Consider the following 17,703-nt stretch of genomic DNA (forward strand, 5'->3'; position numbering starts at 1 on the left):
CTATTGTTACTGTATCAGTTGATATATCAGCAGTATTATTACTATTGCCTAAGCTTTTGATATTCTCACTTAAACGCTCATCACGAGTTGCAAGGCTCGTTAATAGATCTTGATACATTGGTGAGTCATATTTTAAATAATCATGTGCTACTCCTCCTTTACCTGTTGCCTCTAAATATTTAACGTAATTGCTCGCCTCTTCTGAACGAAAGAAAGTAGCAGCTTTATACTCATTAGCCGCTAAGTTTGTGATTTGCTCACCTCCAACAATCTTGCCTTTGAATACCTCCTGCCAAATATTACGCTCAACTAACTGCTGCGAAGCATCTGAAGCGTTAGTACTCTGTAACACGCTTTGTATTTGATTTAAGTCTAAATGAGCAGCTCTTACATTTTCTATAGCCTCTTTAACATTTGAGGTGGTCATACCTTCAGGTAATCTATCTGCCAAGTCCCACTTCTCAGGCAACAAGTCCTTGTGAACACCACCATTAAACTTCAATGTCGTTGGATCAACTACACTTACAAATCCTATATGATCATTTGCTTTGTTAATCTTGTCCTTTATCACCTCTGCAGCTTTAAAGCCCGCCTTGTCATTATCGGGCCATATTATTACATCCCGCCACTGAAGCTGATTCCAGTTTACTTTATCAGCAGCATTACTGCCTCCCATCCATGATACTACTGAGTAATCAGGAAGTATTTTAGCAGCAGCTATTGCGACTTTCTCACCCTCTACTATTAGTATAGGCTTACTACTATAAATAGCTTTCTCTATGCCAAAGATAGGCTTATCGCCCTTGTCAGTAAATCCTTTAAGACGCCAAGCTTGCTCGTCTTTTGCAGCGTTGTAACAATAGGTGACAGGTAGTGTTTGTTTTTTGCCGTTTTCCTTGCTCACAAACCGTACTACATGGCCAAGTAACTTGTCGTTAGCATCTTTGTAAGCGTATACTGCCTCTAATATATTATGCTGCATCATACCTTTTAGATGCTTGTATGGATCAAAGATATCAGCATTATTGATTTTATCTTGAGCAACTATCCACTCATTTGCTTGCTTCTGCTGTGTTTGTTCTTGCATCTTCTCTTTATTAGCTCTGCTACTTGCAACGTGAGCACGATAATCGTAACTGCTTGATTCAGCACGAATGCCAGAAAGCTCAGCAACAATCTCAAGTGATTGACGTTTGCTAACGCACGCCCCTTCTGCTACAAAACCAAATATGTTACCCTTCTTCCCGCTGCTGTGGCGTATCCATGTACCTTTACTTAGATTCATGCTAAGGCTACCCATACTGATCTCAGAGCCACTTCTCTTTATAGTGCCTAGGCTCCCTCTAATAGATGAAGCATAGTCCTTAAATATTCTCTCTATATCGCTACTGGTTAGAGCGTCCTGTACATCTTTAAATCTTAAAGATGGTACTTTGGTACGTTCTTTTCTGCGATTACTACTATTACTGCGAGTAGTACTATGCACCTTAACAGCTTTCTCTTGATTCTCTGCGGCTTGCTGCTCCTGCTCTTTAGAATATGCTTGATACTCATCTTGATATTCTTCATCAATAGCATTTAGTCTTGTATATTTCTCGTTCTGACTGTTGTAGTACTCACATATTAAATCTTGGACTTCATCACTCTCGATTACAGACTTAAAGCTCCCCATATTTAAACCGCTGCCTGCCTGCATTATCTTTAAACTACTTAAGAACTTTGCCTCTGCCTTACTTGGTTTTAAATACTCTAAATCTTTAAGCTCTTTTTCAAGTGCTTTAATGCTTTGCTTTTGCTCTTTTATTAAATCATCTTCCTTAATCTCTTTTAGCCTTGCCATATTCTCCTCATACTTTAGAAGATGCATGCCGAGTTTACTTACCTGCTCTATAGATTTACGGCGGCTAGAGCTTACTCCAAATATCGTTCCAATCCCAATGCCAGGTAACTTGCCAAGCATTGATGGATTAGCTTGAATGTGAGCGGATAACCTTTGAACATCTAAATCTGTGTTAAAAGCCTTTAACCTATCCCACGCATCTAAGATATCAGTACCTGATTGCTCGTAAATACGACCTAAGTAGTGAGGCAGTAATGTTTCTACGAAATTCTCTTTAAGTTCTTGCTCTTGCTTTAAATCACTTAAACACTTTTGACTTTCAGCTAAAGCAGATCTCTTAAGCTCCAATAATTCCTTGTTGTCAAATATGTAACTATCTATTGATGAAAGATCCTTTTGGATTCTGCTATTTAAATTGTTTATAGCTTTTGTAGTATCAAGACTATTAGAGGCAAGTGTTTGTGTTGTAGAGATTTGTTTACTACTTGTACTATCTCTATCTGCTAGGATATACCAGCTAGTATCACGAGCTAGCAGCATTAAATCTTGATATGCCTTACAATTACTTATTGTGCTTTTCTCTGTAATATCCTGTAAATAGTACTTGTATGTATCATGACCTGCATGTTTGCGGAGCGTCTCATAGTTAATATTTAACTGAATGGTCCGCTCACCCATTAATACAGAATTGCTGGTAAATGTAGTATTCTCTTGAATTAGTGCAAGCCTACTTGCTATTCTTCCATCAGCTGCATTTAACTTCTCCTCATACTGTGCCAACTTCTCTTGAAGCTGAGCAATTAGCTCTTCCAACTTAGCTTGCCTGTCCTCGTGCTTGCTAAAATTCTTCTCGCGAGTTAAGGCTCTTGCTTCTACTTTGATCTTGGTTAATGATTTACTCTCATCTTTCTTTGCAAGAATTAATTTCTTAAATTCATCTGCATTCTCAGTATCAATTACACTATGGTAACTACCACAAATCACACTAGCATAATCTCTTAAAACCTCTTTTTCTAATTTTAACTCCTCAAAGATTTCTTTAAGATTTTCGTAAGTCTGCTCTTTTAAACAAATAGCGATGATTTTGCTTTGATGCTTGCTGTCAAGCTCTTTGAAGTTAATTTGAGCCTTACCATCAGTATAAGTAACTCCTTTAATTGTTTTTAGTTTTGTGCTTTCTTGTCCGCTACTGTGTGCACTATCTGATTTTTCCTCTTTCGCTTCTTTTAAAATATTCTCAATAACGTATTTAAAGCTGTCTTGTGCCTCAGACAGAGCAATACTATATGGATCAATCTTTAAATCTTTGATATTTAATTCTAATTCAAAATTAATAACAGGACTTGTATCGTCTAATTTGATGCTCTTTAAATTAGTAGCATGATTTAGAATTTTGCTATGTAATCTTGTGATATTACCAGTAGCCTCAATATCTCTCTTCCATTCACGTATCTTGCCGTGGCACTCAAAAACTCGTGACCTTGCTTCTAAATATTCTTTGATGATTACCTGATTACCGTCTAATATGCCACCGCTTCTATAGTCTATTGAAAAACTATTATTTGCTCTTCTGCTGACTGCAAGAGTTAATCCTATTAGCCAATTAGGTATTTCATTTTGTACATGCTTTTCATATGACGAACCATCTTCGTTGGTAATCGTTTCAGGTAGCATTTCATAGCTGTTAATCTTAAACTGATTTCTAACTTTCTCTACATCACTATCAAGACGCTGATAAACTATATTCTCTAACTCTTTTGCGGATGCATGAAGCTTAACCTCTTCTCTATGACGTGACATGAGTACCAAAAACGCCTCATATCCAATAGATCGGTCAAAATATACATGCATTCGGTCTACCGTCTCACCTTGCAATTTATAGCCAGTTAAAGCATATCCATGATTTAACTTCACTCGTCTCTTATTGTTAAACGCATCTAAAAAAGTATTAATCTCAATTATATCCTTTGAACCATCTGCTTTATGGACTAATACACGTAAAACTCCATCACCTTTACTATTAGCACTCCCTCCAAAAGGATTTACTGACAATATTGTTCCAACCTCACCGTTACTTATACCGTATCTTAAACTATTCTCTTCAAATACTATTTGGTCGCCTTTCATCAGAGGTATCATTCGCCCGCCACTGCTAATTTGTACTTCAGCTCCTTTTAATGCTCCGCTATGCTTTAGCTCAGCTCTTACTCTTGCATTAAACTCAGCTACCTTCTCATTCGTATATGCTCCAATTGCTATACTTCTAATCGCTATTAAATCATCTCTCTTAAGGCTATCCATCTGCTCGGTATATTCTTTAGCAAATGACGTAACTAAGCTAGTTTTAGCTTCTTCTTCATTATCTTTAATGTTAAAAACATCTAGTTTTCTGTATATTTCAATGGCTTCCTGCATTGCAAAGCGTCCCATAGCTCTCGTCGCTTGTCTGTACTCTACTCTTTCTTGTCGTCTTACTTCGGTAAGCTTGACGCCTCCTGCAATCTTACGAGCTTTGTTAAATGCACCAGTCATGCCAACAGCTGTAAACTGGTTGTTATCGCCAACAAGTACTAGTTTTGCTTTAGACCTTAAGACCTCATGAGCTAAATAGTCCATATTAGCAAGCTCTATCATACTTGCCTCATCGGCAATCAATACAGTCTTACTATCAAGTACATCAGAGCGTAAGAAGTTAAAGACTGAATCACATCCAATAGATTTTAAATATTCCTCCTCCTCATAATATTTACTACTTAAATCTATCTTAAAGTCTCCTCCTTTGGATTCTACGATTTTCTTACGAAGCAAACTCGTATTATCGGCTTTAATCCCAGCATTACGACTTAGGACCTTAGCAGATACGCTGCTTGGGCCAGTACCTACTACCTTAAAACCAGCTGCTTTATACTGCCGTACTATTTCTCTCATTACGAAAGTCTTACCAGCTCCCGGATTTCCTTCAAGTACGCTAATATCTGAGCCGTTACAGACTGAAAGAATCGCTTTAATTTGCTCATCACTAAATTCATGATTCTTACTGCCAAATACATTAAGCTTTAAGCCTATACTACTTCCTATCTTATCATTAAACTTATCCTGTAGGTTTGCTCCTACTACATTAACCAAATCGCCTATTTGTTCTTTAAGACTGTTTCTCTCCCCAATAGTGCTATCTAAAATATTAAGTTTATGATCGCCTCGAACATTTAACTCCTCTATAGCAGATACGTATCTTAGCTCTAAATTTACTCTAGATTTCAACGCATATAGCGTTTTACCAGTCAAATCTTTTTGGTCCATCAACTCTATCTTGTCAGATACCAAAAGCTGGTTGTAAAGCCTTAAAAACTTCTCGCCATATTCCTTGTTCAAATGCTCGATAGTGGGGTTGCTGTTTGCATTGCTTTCTTGACCTCCTGTAGTAATTCCTATTGCATCATTTGCTATATTTTGTGCTACATAAGCCGCACCTACTTGCTCTTGTACTAAGCCCTTACCAAACGCTCTAATAGCTTCTTGCTCTTTTGCAATATCACTACCTTTTGATACTAAATGCACCATCAATGCGTCTGATAATGCTATAGCTATATCTTCTTTAGTAAATACAGGTTTCGTATATGAAATACGACCAAATACTATTTCAGGATTCTCTCTTATCTTCCTTGCATTCTCAGCTATTATTTCTTTATTGCGTGCTTCTAACTCCGTTCCTTGCATATGATGAGTTACTCCTCTATGCTTGGTCGGCTCTTGTGCTATCCCAAGTGCTTTAAATGACTTAGCAGTTACCTTAAAAGGTAAACCTGCTTCCTCATATACTTTGTTGATTTCTATCTCGCATTGCTCTCTTAAAAAGGATAAAAAAGATTTCCTATCTAGTTCATTATCTTTTCTCTTAGCAAAGATTACTTCTCCATTCTCTAAACTCTCTAGTCTCCTTGTTAAATACTGTATATGTACATGTGGATTATTAGGATTGTCATAATGTATATTAACGTCACATACTAAACCTCGTGACACTATACATTTCTCAACAAATCTCTTCACTAACTCAATATTTTGCTCTTTATTTATTTCTCGTGGTAATGAAAACTCACACTGTTTAGCTATACTTGAATCTACTCTCTTTTCTCTTGCCTCAACTTTATTCCATAACTCTTCTCTATCTTGCAACCATGCTATATCTTTAAATTCTTTAGGTACAAATATTCTACTATATACTACTCCTTGCTTCTTACTAAAATCATAACTAATACTAATATCTTCACCACTCTCTTCATCAATTGTTTTATATACTAACTTCGAAGCAGCAAGATATGCAACAGATGCTACCGCATTTTGTCCTTTGCTTCTTTGTATACACGAACTATGAAAGTGATATGATGCCATTTATAAAAAATCTTTTCCAATAATTACTTTGTAGATATTTTTCTACTCACTGAGCGCACGTATTTTATGTTAATAAAATACATAAGTGCGCTCTTACGAGAATTTTACTACTATATCATACTTCACTATCTTTTGTAATCTCTTTTTTCTTACGTGTTACTAAAGGGTTTTAAGGGGGCTGGCTGCCCCCTTAAATGATCCCCCGCTATATCTGTTAAAGAAATATATGTAATACTTGTTTTTGTTTGACTGTATACCTCTTTTGCTGGTATACTCATATAGTGTTAAATGTCCAAAATTTGATTAAACTTTCAAAGTGTGAGGAATAATGGCAACTAAAGCACTGGCAACAGCTACTAAAATAGCTAACTTGCAACAACTTAAAAAAGAACGTATCGCTAAAATTGAAGCTCAATTAGAACATCAGCAATCTCAGTTACTGCAAAAACGTAAAGAAGAATTATTTACTATCTTTAAAGCATGCAATGCTCTAACGATTGATGATAGATTGCTAATTGGATTTCTAAAGTTTGCAAAAGATGCCAGTAATAAAAATCATTCTTTTTTAAATGAATTAAAAGAGGTTCACAAGAAATCTAAGATGCCCAGTAAACCAAAATCAGGAAACGTCAAAACTGATTAAACTAGTCACCAAGAAATTATGGTATACTCGTATGCAATTACAAAAAGCAGTTACTTTTGATCGTAAAGCTGACGCTAGAAAAAAGATTAATTATTTGTTAAAGCAGGACTTGATTACTTGCATCCTGATAATGCTCATATTCTTTACGGAATGCTACTTGATTGTAAAGAGCAGTTAATCATTAATCCGAAGATTATTGATAGATGGAAGAGCAAAGGACAATCTCTTATATCTAAAAATATTTAACCTAATTTATTATTAATATGCAGCGTGATAAAATTAAAAGCAGTAAGACTCTTAGCAAAGAAGAATTTAAAAAGTTCTTAGACCAAAACCCTAGAAAAACATATAAAGAATTAGTCAAAATATGCCCTACACAAATCACAGAAAGTGGTATATCTAAAGCACTCAAAAGATGGAATATAAATTATCAATCGTTCTACTATGAAAAACAACGGCAATTTAAGCAGTGATTATTATGATCACTCTGTTTAACTGCTGCCATTATAATGTTGCTGTGACTTAAAAAAACTGTTAACAATGAAATAGAACCAAAGAAATGAATGAAAAATATATTAGTAAAGACTTAAGTACAAATAGCGATGCTGGTGTTGCTAGCGTTGATGCCAGTGACGCTAGCGATAATCCAGCTACTGAACGTCCAAGGCATGATGCTCTCATTCGTAAAGCTCTAGAAAACCCAATCGTTGCCAAAGAGTTCTTTGAGATGCATTTGCCAAAAGAGATTAAGGCTATGTTCTCATCTCATAGCCTTAAGATGGAAAAAGAAAGCTTTGTTGAAGCAGATCTTAAACACTCTATATCTGATATTCTATTCTCAGCTAAGTTTAAAGATGATACCGGATATCTTTGGATTCTATTAGAGCATCAAAGTACTCCTGACCACTTCATGGCTTTTAGACTATTTAAGTATATGACGGATATTGCAGCAAGGCATTTAACTCTTAATCCTAAATCTAAACATTTGCCTTTTGTCTACCCCCTCGTGTTCTACAACAGCACAAAGAAATATAATGCTCCGAAGAATATTTGGGACTTATGCCAGCATAAAGAGCTTATGCAAGATATTTGGAATAAAGACCATCAGGTAGTAAATGTTCATGACATTCCTGACGACGAATTAAAGAAGCAAGCTTGGGCAGGAATACTGCAATTCTTCATGAAGCATATTCATGAAAGAGACTTGCTTAAAAGATGGTATGAGATTGCTGATCTATTACCTGAATTTGCAAAACTTAATATTGGTATTGATTACCTAGAGTTGATATTAACCTATACATTGATTAAGATTGAAAAATCTGATAAAATAGAACTAGAAAAAATATTAAAATCTCGTTTAAATAACCAGCAGGGGGAAAAACTTATGACTAGTCTTGCTCATCATTGGAAAGAAGAAGGTATACAACAAGGAATAGCTAAAGGCATGCAGATTGGTAGAAACGAAGGCATGCAGATTGGGGAAGCTAAAGGCTTGCAGATTGGGGAAGCTAAAGGCTTGCAGATTGGGGAAGCTAAAGGCTTGCAGATTGGGGAAGCTAAAAAAACTATGGAAGTAGCTAAAAATATGATTGCTGCTGGCGCTGATACTGACTTTATCGCTAAAGTCACTGGGCTTTCAATTGATGAAATCAATAAACTAAAAAATAGCTAGTAAAATATTATGCAAACAGCAAAATCTACATTAAAGCTTAAAGTACCAGTAAGTATTGCGACGCCAATCCTTAAAAAACAAGTGGTAGTCTTCGATAAGCAAGTAATAAAGCCTGCTAATGCTCAGATTAACTCTGAAACTAAATCAGTGAAGTCTTGTGTAAGTCGCAATAAATCTCAAGACGCTAAATTGGCTAAAGAACAAATTAAAGCAGAAAAAGCCAAGGCTTTAGCTCTAGAGCAAAAACAAGCCCTTAAAGCTAAACTGGAGCGATGGAAAGATGAATCTAAACAAATCTTAAAATTACTACAAACGAAATATCCTCTATGCTTCTCTAACCCCGCAAAACCTCTTGCTATAGGTATTAGTAAAGAAGTTATAGAATCCATGAAAGATAATTTCTCAAAACAACAAATTCGTAGATTCTTTAGAAGATATTGTTCTGATTACAGATATAAACAACTTCTTGTTGAAGGTGCTCAACGTTTTAACTTAGATGGATCACCAGCAACACTCGTTACTCAAGAAGAAGTACCGCCAAAGACTGATAAATTCTCTAAACTTAAAAAATCTTAAATTTCTAATATCTGCTATAACTGCAACATCAATATTATACTATAACATGAAAATACCACCTACTAAAAGCGATATACAATTTATTAATACAGTAATAAAATCCGACATATTACAATACATAGATAATCCTCCACAAGAATCATCCCATATTAATGAGTATATACAAAAATTATCTGGATATCTCAGGTTTATTCAGTATCAAGAAATTTTACCAGAACTATACAAACCTCTAGAACAACATATAACCTTTTGTATAAATCATCATAATACAAATAGCACAGCATTATCGCCGCATGAATTTAATAAAGAAGAAATAACCAATGATTTTATATCGACTGATAAAATTAAGTCTGACTTAACCAATTTATTGGGCATCAATAATTATGAATTAATAAGTGAGTGATAGTTATTGTTTTCGTAATCTATATTGCTATCTCTTGAACATAAATTTAACTGCAAACTCCAACTAAAATATGCAAACAAAATGCTTACACAATAATTCTGTATTCATTGATAAAAATACAGATTCAAAAACAGATAGTAATATTACCTACAATTATAAAAAAAGACGTGAGGAATTAAATCAGCTAGTTAAAAATCACATAGCAAAACAACAACAAAAATTAACACAAAAATATAAAGCTATAGCAAAATGATGCTCCTCGCAGCAGAGCTACGAGGTATAGCTTAATCCATTAAGATACTGACACTAAATTTGTAGGATGCCTTATTATATGCCATATTAAACATTACCCTCATGTAAGGACCTTAGTGAAATAAGCTATATCTAAAAAAGTTCTAGTTGTTTCTTATGATATCACGAAGCAGAGCTTCGGGGAATTAAACCCTGAGAGATTAAAACTGAAGTTTTGACAAAAATTCTAATTTTTCTTACTCAAGTGTAATAGTTGAGATTTTATCTCCATTTAATAATTAATTTATTTTACTAAATGTAAGATAAAATCTCAACTATTACATTTGATGCCGAATATATGACTGCTTCATTTATCATTAACTGTTTTTTATTTTTAGTACTTGTTTTTAACCAGGCGTCCATATATGACGTATATGGTAAGCGTTAGTGTGTTGGTTTTTGTGCATTCTTAGCCTCTGCTTTAGAAAACCAAACCTCATCTATCACCTCCCCTAACTCTTTTATTAAGCCTTTTCTGATTTCTTGCCATGCTGTACTTCCGTTGGTTGTATTCACAACGGAAGTATCAGATGGAATATCAAGAACGGTGTCATGTGATCCGGTATCTAGTGTTGTTGTGTTAGGTGGCAGATTTTCTTTCTCTAACTCTAATTCCTGAACATAATACCCATTAATGCCATATACTGCTTCTAACTGATCGCTTAATATTTCTGTTTGTCTCTCACTTAAATCAAGATGGTTTGGAACTAACGCAAGTATAAAGCTATTATCATAGTTTTTCTTAAACTCTACCCTTGTTAGTATTTTGTACGCAACTTCGCTGCTAAAGCGCCCTGCTATCTTCTTCTTAACGCACATCTCTTTGCTAGTATCTAGTGAGTTTTCTATTTGGTTTAGGTATCTCTCGTATTCAAGCAGGTTCTTCTCTTCTTTTCCTATGTTACAGCTAAACCTAAAGCTTGGATTATTTACTTGTGGTGCTTGATGGTTCTCGTTCTTTAACGTTTTTATCATGTAGTCTGAAAAGCTAAATTTGTTCTTAAATCTCTTCTCTGGATATTTCATATAAAGCTTTAACAGTAACTGATTTGTGAAGTTAGTATCAAATTCTCTATTTGCTTTAAAGTTAAGCATATTTGAGTATTCCTCTGATATTGGGTAGAAATGTCTTAATTCTAATCCTCCTGCTTTATCAGATGTTGAGTAAGGTTTCTCACGCTCTGTTCGTTTTTCTTGTTGGTGCTTTTGTTCTGCTTCTTTCTCTGGTACCTCTTTATCAAAAAAAGAAGAATTATTATAAAATTCAGATGAAGACAAGCAAAGCTTGTCTTCCAAAAACTCTTCTTTGTAGTTTTTCTCAGATGTTAATGTAGAACTTGAGCAAGATATAGATGAATTTTCACAATTTGCATCTATATAATCTATATCTTTATTCTTTATTATTATATCTTTATTATTAAGGGCTGTTTTTTTGACCCTGCTAGGCTGTTTTTTTGACCCTTCCGTTTTAAAACCCTTATAAGTATCAGGAAAAATAGGGGAATTAGTATCTTGAAACTCATCATGACTAATTCTACCATTTCTGCCATGCTCATCATGGATGTCACCACTTTCAAGTTCCTCTTCATGTAGTCTTTTAAGTTTATCAAGGTTAGTACTTGCAATAGGAAATACTAAAGGATTAATAGATATGACAAAAATAGATTTGTCATATCTATTAGAGTCAATATCATCTGATTTAGTATATTTATGCTCCACTTGTAAAAAGAAACTATCACCCTGTTGTTTGATATATCTAAATATTCTTTTAAGAGTACTAAGACTTATATTATTCTTTTTAACTAACTCACGAGATGTGGTAGAAAAAGAAAGTTTGTTAGTTAAATCAATAAAGTTACCACGACTATCATAGAAACTACTATTAATATCTTCCTCTGCTTTGCTATTAAAGATACTGGAGTTATGTCTAAAATTCCTGTAAGCGGACATAATACAGTTTAGGAAGAATAGTTTATATTTAGATGGTAAATTATTTTTAAATAGACTTTTCATAAATTCAAGCTCAATAGGTACGAATAATTTAGTTCTTAAGATATGCTCTAAAGTAGATTCATGATCTAATTTAGAACTATCACTAACCTTGCAGTTAACGGGTAGGTCTTTTATTCTCTCGTATAATTTATCAGAAAGGACAGGAACTAACTTATTAGCCTTATCCATACCATTACTTCTTTTTCTTCTAAAGACCTTCAGTAATCCTAAAGATTCAAGTTTAGCTGTCATCTTTAAAACAGTAGCTCTCATATTAGCGTCAGTTAAAGAATTAACAGAATTATGAGTATTGGCAGTAAGGTGAGTAGTATCACAAGAAGCATCAACACCAAGAAGTTTAGCAAGTTTCAAAGATGGATAGGTAATAGAAGAATGACCTTTGCTTAGTTCTAGTTGGTACAATGAAACAATTTGTAAGAAAAATAATATGTCTCGAGGCGATAGCAAAGAGTCTAAAGAGGAAGACAATGAAGAGTCTAAAGAAGAATATTTTGTATTATTTACGCCTAAAACACCGAAGAAAAGTGAATTATTTTTTACATTGTTGTTATTATGCAACGAGAAATTAAATAATTCCTGCACTAAATCAGGATATAGCAAAGTATAATGATTATTATGAGTAGTTAAGGAATTAACACTATCATTATTAGTGGGAGTGTTACCATTGTGATAAGCTATATCCTCTACGTACTGTAGAGGTGTTTGATTAGTATTGTGTTTTTGTTCGTTATGTGGTATATTCATTATTGTAATGTCAAATCGATGTTTACAGTAAGTACATTTGCTTCAACATATTTGTACTTACTGTTTTTTCTCACATAAGATCGTCACTCTTATATATCCAATTAAAATTATCTACTAATTTAAGTAATGTCAACTAAATTCTTATTTAATAAGAATATTTATAGGTTATAGTAAAACTGTGTCAGTTGTACAAAATATAAGAAAATTTTTACAAACTAAGTTTGAAATGGATACTTCGCTTAGACAAAAATTAATCAAAGAGGGCGGCGTTCCACCATCAGTAGTGTCAGGGTTAATAAATGAAAGAAAAGTTAATCCCAATTTGATAAGTATAGTGAAAATAGCAGACTATTTTGACTGTTCAATTGCAATAGTGATAGGTAATGATAAATATAATAATAAAAAGTTTGTATATAAGAAGCTTACACAAGATCAAATATCGAATAATTTAAAAGATAATATAAGTAAGTTAATCACAAATAAACAAATTAAACCTGTTGATTTATCGAAAAATATAGGAATAGCAGAAAATAGTATAAAGGAGTTAATAAAAGAAGATTCTAGGAAAAAACTACTTAGCTTAAAAAGCATCATTGGTTTATCTAATTATTTGGAAGTAACAATAGATGAATTAATAGGAAGAATGTAGTATAATAATGCACTACATATGTAGTGCATTATTATACTACAAAATATCTTTTAAAACTTTTATTAGCCTATCATTACTAAGGTCTTTAGAGTGAAGTATTAATGCCTTAATAAGTCTTGACTCACTAATTTTTTTTCCTGATGCAGAACTAATACGATTTTGAGTTCCTTTTAATATATCTAGTGTACATTGGTCTAATCTATAACTCCTAGGATATTCTTTAAAATTTGTTTGTCTAACAATACTTTCATTATATTGAATACTATCTATTTGTTGAATACTAGATAGCTTACTATGTTGTGCTCTGTCTACTAACTTAGTCATTGTATATTGATAACCTCATGTGCTAAAGAACTATAATCAGATACTGCTTTACAGGTAGGGTCATATATATGAATTGGTATTTGTGCAATACGAGACTGATTTATAACTTCAAATTTTCTAATTCTTGTTTGTAAAACCTTATCTTTGAATGTAGATAATTCGTTTTCTATATAATAATTAGTCTGTTTATTGCGTACATCATACATGTTACGAACTATATAATAATTAATATTCGATACTTCTTTTATTTCTCTAGCTGTATGTATTAAATCAGCGGTACCATCTAGTGCTGCCTTATCATAAGTTATTGGTATTATTATGATATTAGCGGAATATATTGCATTTACTGTAATAACACCTAAATTAGGGGGACAATCTAAAATAACATATTCATATTTATGCAAATTTTTAATACTACTTATTAAGATCTTTTCGCGGTGATTACGAAAGGTTACTGATTCAGACGCTTTAGAAAAAAGAATATTGCTATGAATCACATCAAGATTTTTTATCAATATATCTTTGATCTTGGCAGGATATATAATTTTTTCAATCTTAGTAGAAGGTTGAGAAAAAAGATCCTTGATAGTATGTTTAATATGCAAATCACTTTTAAAAACTTCACAACTATGAGCCTGTGGATCCATATCTATAATAAGTGTACTATAATTCAAACATGCAATAGAATATGCTAGGTTTGCACTAATAGTAGACTTACCAACCCCGCCTTTCTGATTAATGATAGCAATGATTTTCATATTTAACCATTTTATAATAATACAAATGTAGTGTAATAAATACTACATTTGTATTATTATAATGCACTACAAAAAATAAAACAAATTAAAAATAAATTCCTATTTAATAAGAATTTTTATTGACATACTTATTCAATAAGATTACATTATATACATGTAAGTACAAATATGTTGAAGCAAATGTACTTACTGTAAACATCGATTTGACATTACACATATGACACAAAACAAACTAATATGCTCTAAAGTAGCATTTACAAAATACCTTACCCCCGACTACTTTTTACCTAGCAGTCATAGCGAGAGCTATTACAGCAGGAAGTATAGCGGTAGCACTAATTTTTCCAATCACAAATCATTCAGATCAAGAATCAAGCAAGTAGCGACAGTATCATTGATATTTTTATCCATGGTTACGGGAGAGGTCTTTGCAGGAGATAAAAAACCGAAAAGCAAAGCCAAGCCTTCTAGGAAGCAAGAGGTTACATTTGAATCTACTCATTTAAGTAACAATTTACCTGATGTAGTACCTCAGTTACCATTGCCTGATTTAATACCATCAAATCCGCCGGTGACACCACCTCCTCCACCACCCATGCCGCCATTACCGGATATAGTACCACAATTTCCTTTACCGGATGTGGTGCAAGTATCCTTAACTCCTCCAGCACCACCTATGGCACCTAGCATGCCTGATTTACTAAGTGATGCTGGTAGTAGCAAATCAAATAAGAAATCAGCATTATTTGATTCAATCAGAAACTTTAAGAAGCATTTTAAATTAAAGAAAGTGAAAGAAGAGCCAAAGCCGCAAGTTATTTCTAGCGATACAGCTGATTTTATGAGTCAGGTTTTAGCCAGAAGAGAAGCAATAGCTGGAGAGAAGAAAAACAATAAGTTTAAAAAGGCCGCCAAACAAGTAATAGTATTAAATGCAGAAGAAGAGCGAGCAAGAGAAGCTGAGATAGCAAAGAAGATAGCTGAGAATAAGGAGCGAGCAGCGACCCTACGGAAACAAAAAGGTCCCGAGTGGGAGGCTAACCGCAAGAAGGTATTGGCGGAAGTAGAAGTTGAGACTCAAAAAAGAGCGGCAGAAGCCGCAAAGGCTATAAGGGAACAAAAAGCAAGAGAAAATGGTGGTGATAGTAGTACAGTAATTGCTGGCATTGATCCAATACTTCACAAGAATATGGTTGCTGATTTAAGACAAGAAATCAGTAGTCTTAAAGAGCAATTAACACTCAATAGTCATGTAACTTCTGAAGGTATAAATTCTGTAGAATCAGTTAATTCTATTAGAAGTAAAAGATCATTAGAAGATAGTAAAATTGTAGAGACTAAGGATCAGTCTACAAGCACAGAAGATTTAAGTGTATTAGAGGATAGATTATTTGATAAGAAAGCCGAGATCTTACGTCTTAACGAAGATGAAGCAGTTCGAAAATTAGATGAAGTAATAAGTAGCTATTCTGATAGTGATAGTGGGTATAATGAATCGTTAGAAGGTAGTAGTGATATAAGCAGCATTAATGGTTCAGATGCAAATGATTTGGTGTCTAAAATAGTATCACAATCTAATTCTATTGTATCAGAAACTGTCCAAGATGAATTAGCAGATGTAGAGAAGGAATTACAGTCACAGAAATTAAAGGAAAAAGAGGAAGTAGAAGCAGTAGAGGATATATTAAGTGAAGACTCAATGACTGTAGAGCCTGAAGACTTAATTACTGATACAGTAGCACCAGAAGATACACATAATAGTACTGCTGGGCATCAAGAAGCACTAGCAAAAAGAGCAAGTATTATTGCAAAAGCAAGAGCAGATTTGAGTTTTGGCAGCAAAGCTGTAAGCAAACAAATTAGACATAGATTGCTGACAAGAGATATAGGAAAGCTAGTTGCAGTATCTGCAGGTGATGAAGAGGAATCACAAGCTCAAAGCTATAGCGTATGGAGTAGTGGCGTATTTGGTGGTTCTAAGCAAAAAGATAGCAGCAATATCATAGGACATAGTAGCAAAATACATGGCGGTACTATTGGAGGAGAGATTAATTTAAGCAGCGATCTAATGTTTGGAGTTAGTTATAGTAGGTTGTCTAGCAAATTTAAGTATCCATCTATGCTTGATGCTAATCAGAACGTCAGCAGAACCAATACAAATATATTCAGTATATATAGCAGTAGCACGCTTGCTGCAAATACTAATCTTCAAACACTGGCTTCAGTTGCTTTAAGCAGTAAAAATGGTAAGAAGCAAGATATTTTTAAACCAAAATCCAAACTGTTCAGTTTTGAGTCGCATTTAAATCGTAAAATAACATTTCAAAACAATATTACATTAATACCAAGCATAGGTTTTAGGTATGAATATGGACGTATTGGTGCGTCAAAAAAACAAATTCTAGATTCATATATTGTACATCATAAAAGAAGCAAAAATAGCACTTTAAGTGGTGAGGTAGGGACAAGAGTATTATTCACGCCTATTAATCTCAGTAGTAATTTTAAATTAATACCAACAGTACATATCTCTCTTGAGAAAAGAATTGTAGGAAGAGGTGCAAAATCAGGACAGCTATTAAGTGTAAAAGATATAGGCGAAAGTAGTAGCGTCAGTTTTATTAGTAATTCAAACCAAGAAAAACTAATCACAAATATTGGTGGTGGTTTGATTGCAAGTCATAAGAACATGAGCTTAGAGTTTTTATACGATTTGCAGAAGCAAAGAAGCTTTAAAAGCCATCAAGGAGTATTAAAACTTAAGGTAAATCTATAAGGGGGTGAAACATGACACAAGGTAATTGTATCTATACCAACCGTCTTATAGATAAGCTGGTTAGATTTAATAGAAGAGCAGAAAGCCAAGGAAAAACTTTGGTGGATATTAAGCAGATTAAAAAGGCTATTTCTTGTACCAAAAAATATCATGAGGGGCAGTTTAGACATTCAGGAGAGCCGTTTTATAGTCATCCTTTGGAGGTAGCGTATTTAGTATCAGACTATTTGTTTAGAACAGATATTTTGGTGACAGCGATACTACATGACACATTAGAAGATACAGACCTTACTTATGAGGAAATAGCAGCAATATTTGGCAGCAATATAGCAGGTAACGTGGAGTATTTAACAAGGATTAAGGGAGGTGGCGAAAAAATAAGCAGTGGCGTGATGGTTGAAAATCTACGCATCAGTGGCAGAGATGAAATATTAATAATTAAGCTATTTGATCGTTTGGATAATCTACGAACTATCTACTATAAGCCGCAGCCAAAAATTACTAAAACAATAAAAGAAACGCAAGAATATTTTATTCCTGCAGCTAGTTATTTAAGGTTATGTGCGGTGCATGGCGAATTATCGTATATCTGCAGTAGTTATTAATTAAAACAACAGAAAAGATG

At 33.8% G+C, this 17,703-nt stretch carries 14 protein-coding genes; 10 read left to right on the forward strand and 4 right to left on the reverse strand.

The genetic code is table 11. From position 1 onward, the window contains the following. Positions 1–6,229, reverse strand: a 6,229-nt coding sequence (locus tag REIS_RS13645) for a MobA/MobL family protein (protein ID WP_008581528.1), incomplete at its 3' end; no start/stop codon positions are given. Between the two features lie 328 nt (positions 6,230–6,557). Here REIS_RS13645 and REIS_RS09880 point away from each other — a divergent pair. The 7 genes from REIS_RS09880 (at position 6,558) to REIS_RS09905 (ending at position 9,776) form a co-directional block, all read left to right on the forward strand. Next, a complete protein-coding gene (locus REIS_RS09880) occupies positions 6,558–6,872 on the forward strand; it encodes a hypothetical protein (RefSeq protein WP_008581530.1) in 315 nt (104 codons plus the stop codon). 117 nt (positions 6,873–6,989) lie between these two features. Next, complete coding sequence (traD, locus tag REIS_RS16160; protein WP_008581532.1) at positions 6,990–7,118, forward strand: conjugal transfer protein TraD; 129 nt, start codon at positions 6,990–6,992, stop codon at positions 7,116–7,118. A 17-nt stretch (positions 7,119–7,135) separates the two neighbouring features. Continuing rightward, on the forward strand, positions 7,136–7,345 hold the full coding sequence (locus tag REIS_RS09885; protein ID WP_008581534.1) for a hypothetical protein: 210 nt from the start codon (positions 7,136–7,138) through the stop codon (positions 7,343–7,345). 86 nt (positions 7,346–7,431) lie between these two features. Beyond that, positions 7,432–8,544, forward strand: a complete 1,113-nt coding sequence (locus REIS_RS09890; RefSeq protein ID WP_008581536.1) for an Rpn family recombination-promoting nuclease/putative transposase — start codon at positions 7,432–7,434, stop codon at positions 8,542–8,544. A 9-nt stretch (positions 8,545–8,553) separates the two neighbouring features. Then, positions 8,554–9,120 (forward strand): ProQ/FINO family protein, encoded by a 567-nt coding sequence (locus tag REIS_RS16165; RefSeq protein WP_008581537.1) that lies wholly within the window; start codon positions 8,554–8,556, stop codon positions 9,118–9,120. A gap of 46 nt (positions 9,121–9,166) precedes the next feature. Further along, positions 9,167–9,523, forward strand: coding sequence for a hypothetical protein (locus REIS_RS09900; RefSeq protein WP_008581538.1), 357 nt, complete (start codon positions 9,167–9,169; stop codon positions 9,521–9,523). Between the two features lie 70 nt (positions 9,524–9,593). Further along, positions 9,594–9,776, forward strand: a complete 183-nt coding sequence (locus tag REIS_RS09905) for a hypothetical protein (protein WP_008581539.1) — start codon at positions 9,594–9,596, stop codon at positions 9,774–9,776. Positions 9,777–10,198: 422 nt separating this feature from the next. Here REIS_RS09905 and REIS_RS09910 read toward each other — a convergent pair whose 3' ends face one another. Then, positions 10,199–12,571: a hypothetical protein gene (locus REIS_RS09910; protein WP_008581540.1), complete on the reverse strand. Its 2,373-nt coding sequence runs from the start codon at positions 12,569–12,571 to the stop codon at positions 10,199–10,201. 178 nt (positions 12,572–12,749) lie between these two features. Here REIS_RS09910 and REIS_RS09915 point away from each other — a divergent pair, with 178 nt between their 5' ends. Continuing rightward, complete coding sequence (locus tag REIS_RS09915) at positions 12,750–13,220, forward strand: helix-turn-helix domain-containing protein (protein WP_037214606.1); 471 nt, start codon at positions 12,750–12,752, stop codon at positions 13,218–13,220. Between the two features lie 36 nt (positions 13,221–13,256). Here the strand turns inward: REIS_RS09915 and REIS_RS09920 are convergent, their stop codons facing one another. Then, the gene (locus REIS_RS09920; protein ID WP_008581542.1) at positions 13,257–13,544 is read right to left on the reverse strand and encodes a hypothetical protein; all 288 of its coding nucleotides are present in this window, start codon (positions 13,542–13,544) and stop codon (positions 13,257–13,259) included. After that, entirely contained in the window at positions 13,541–14,302 is a 762-nt protein-coding gene (locus REIS_RS09925) for a ParA family protein (RefSeq protein ID WP_008581543.1), read from the reverse strand. Before REIS_RS09925 ends, REIS_RS09920 begins: the two co-directional genes overlap by 4 nt. 217 nt (positions 14,303–14,519) lie before the next feature. Between REIS_RS09925 and REIS_RS09930 the strand changes: the two genes are divergently transcribed. Continuing rightward, positions 14,520–17,078 (forward strand): autotransporter outer membrane beta-barrel domain-containing protein, encoded by a 2,559-nt coding sequence (locus REIS_RS09930; protein WP_008581544.1) that lies wholly within the window; start codon positions 14,520–14,522, stop codon positions 17,076–17,078. 11 nt (positions 17,079–17,089) lie between these two features. After that, on the forward strand, positions 17,090–17,683 hold the full coding sequence (locus REIS_RS09935) for an HD domain-containing protein (RefSeq protein ID WP_008581545.1): 594 nt from the start codon (positions 17,090–17,092) through the stop codon (positions 17,681–17,683). Positions 17,684–17,703 lie beyond the last annotated feature (20 nt).

This window comes from Rickettsia endosymbiont of Ixodes scapularis (assembly GCF_000160735.1).
GTDB lineage: Bacteria > Pseudomonadota > Alphaproteobacteria > Rickettsiales > Rickettsiaceae > Rickettsia > Rickettsia tamurae.

Coding starts and splice junctions, on each gene's coding strand:
- REIS_RS09880 (WP_008581530.1), top strand. CDS start 6,558: ATGGCAACTAAAGCACTGGCAACAGCTACTAAAATAGCTAACTTGCAA.
- REIS_RS09885 (WP_008581534.1), top strand. CDS start 7,136: ATGCAGCGTGATAAAATTAAAAGCAGTAAGACTCTTAGCAAAGAAGAA.
- REIS_RS09890 (WP_008581536.1), top strand. CDS start 7,432: ATGAATGAAAAATATATTAGTAAAGACTTAAGTACAAATAGCGATGCT.
- REIS_RS16165 (WP_008581537.1), top strand. CDS start 8,554: ATGCAAACAGCAAAATCTACATTAAAGCTTAAAGTACCAGTAAGTATT.
- REIS_RS09900 (WP_008581538.1), top strand. CDS start 9,167: ATGAAAATACCACCTACTAAAAGCGATATACAATTTATTAATACAGTA.
- REIS_RS09905 (WP_008581539.1), top strand. CDS start 9,594: ATGCAAACAAAATGCTTACACAATAATTCTGTATTCATTGATAAAAAT.
- REIS_RS09910 (WP_008581540.1), bottom strand. CDS start 12,571: ATGAATATACCACATAACGAACAAAAACACAATACTAATCAAACACCT.
- REIS_RS09920 (WP_008581542.1), bottom strand. CDS start 13,544: ATGACTAAGTTAGTAGACAGAGCACAACATAGTAAGCTATCTAGTATT.
- REIS_RS09925 (WP_008581543.1), bottom strand. CDS start 14,302: ATGAAAATCATTGCTATCATTAATCAGAAAGGCGGGGTTGGTAAGTCT.
- REIS_RS09930 (WP_008581544.1), top strand. CDS start 14,520: ATGACACAAAACAAACTAATATGCTCTAAAGTAGCATTTACAAAATAC.
- REIS_RS09935 (WP_008581545.1), top strand. CDS start 17,090: ATGACACAAGGTAATTGTATCTATACCAACCGTCTTATAGATAAGCTG.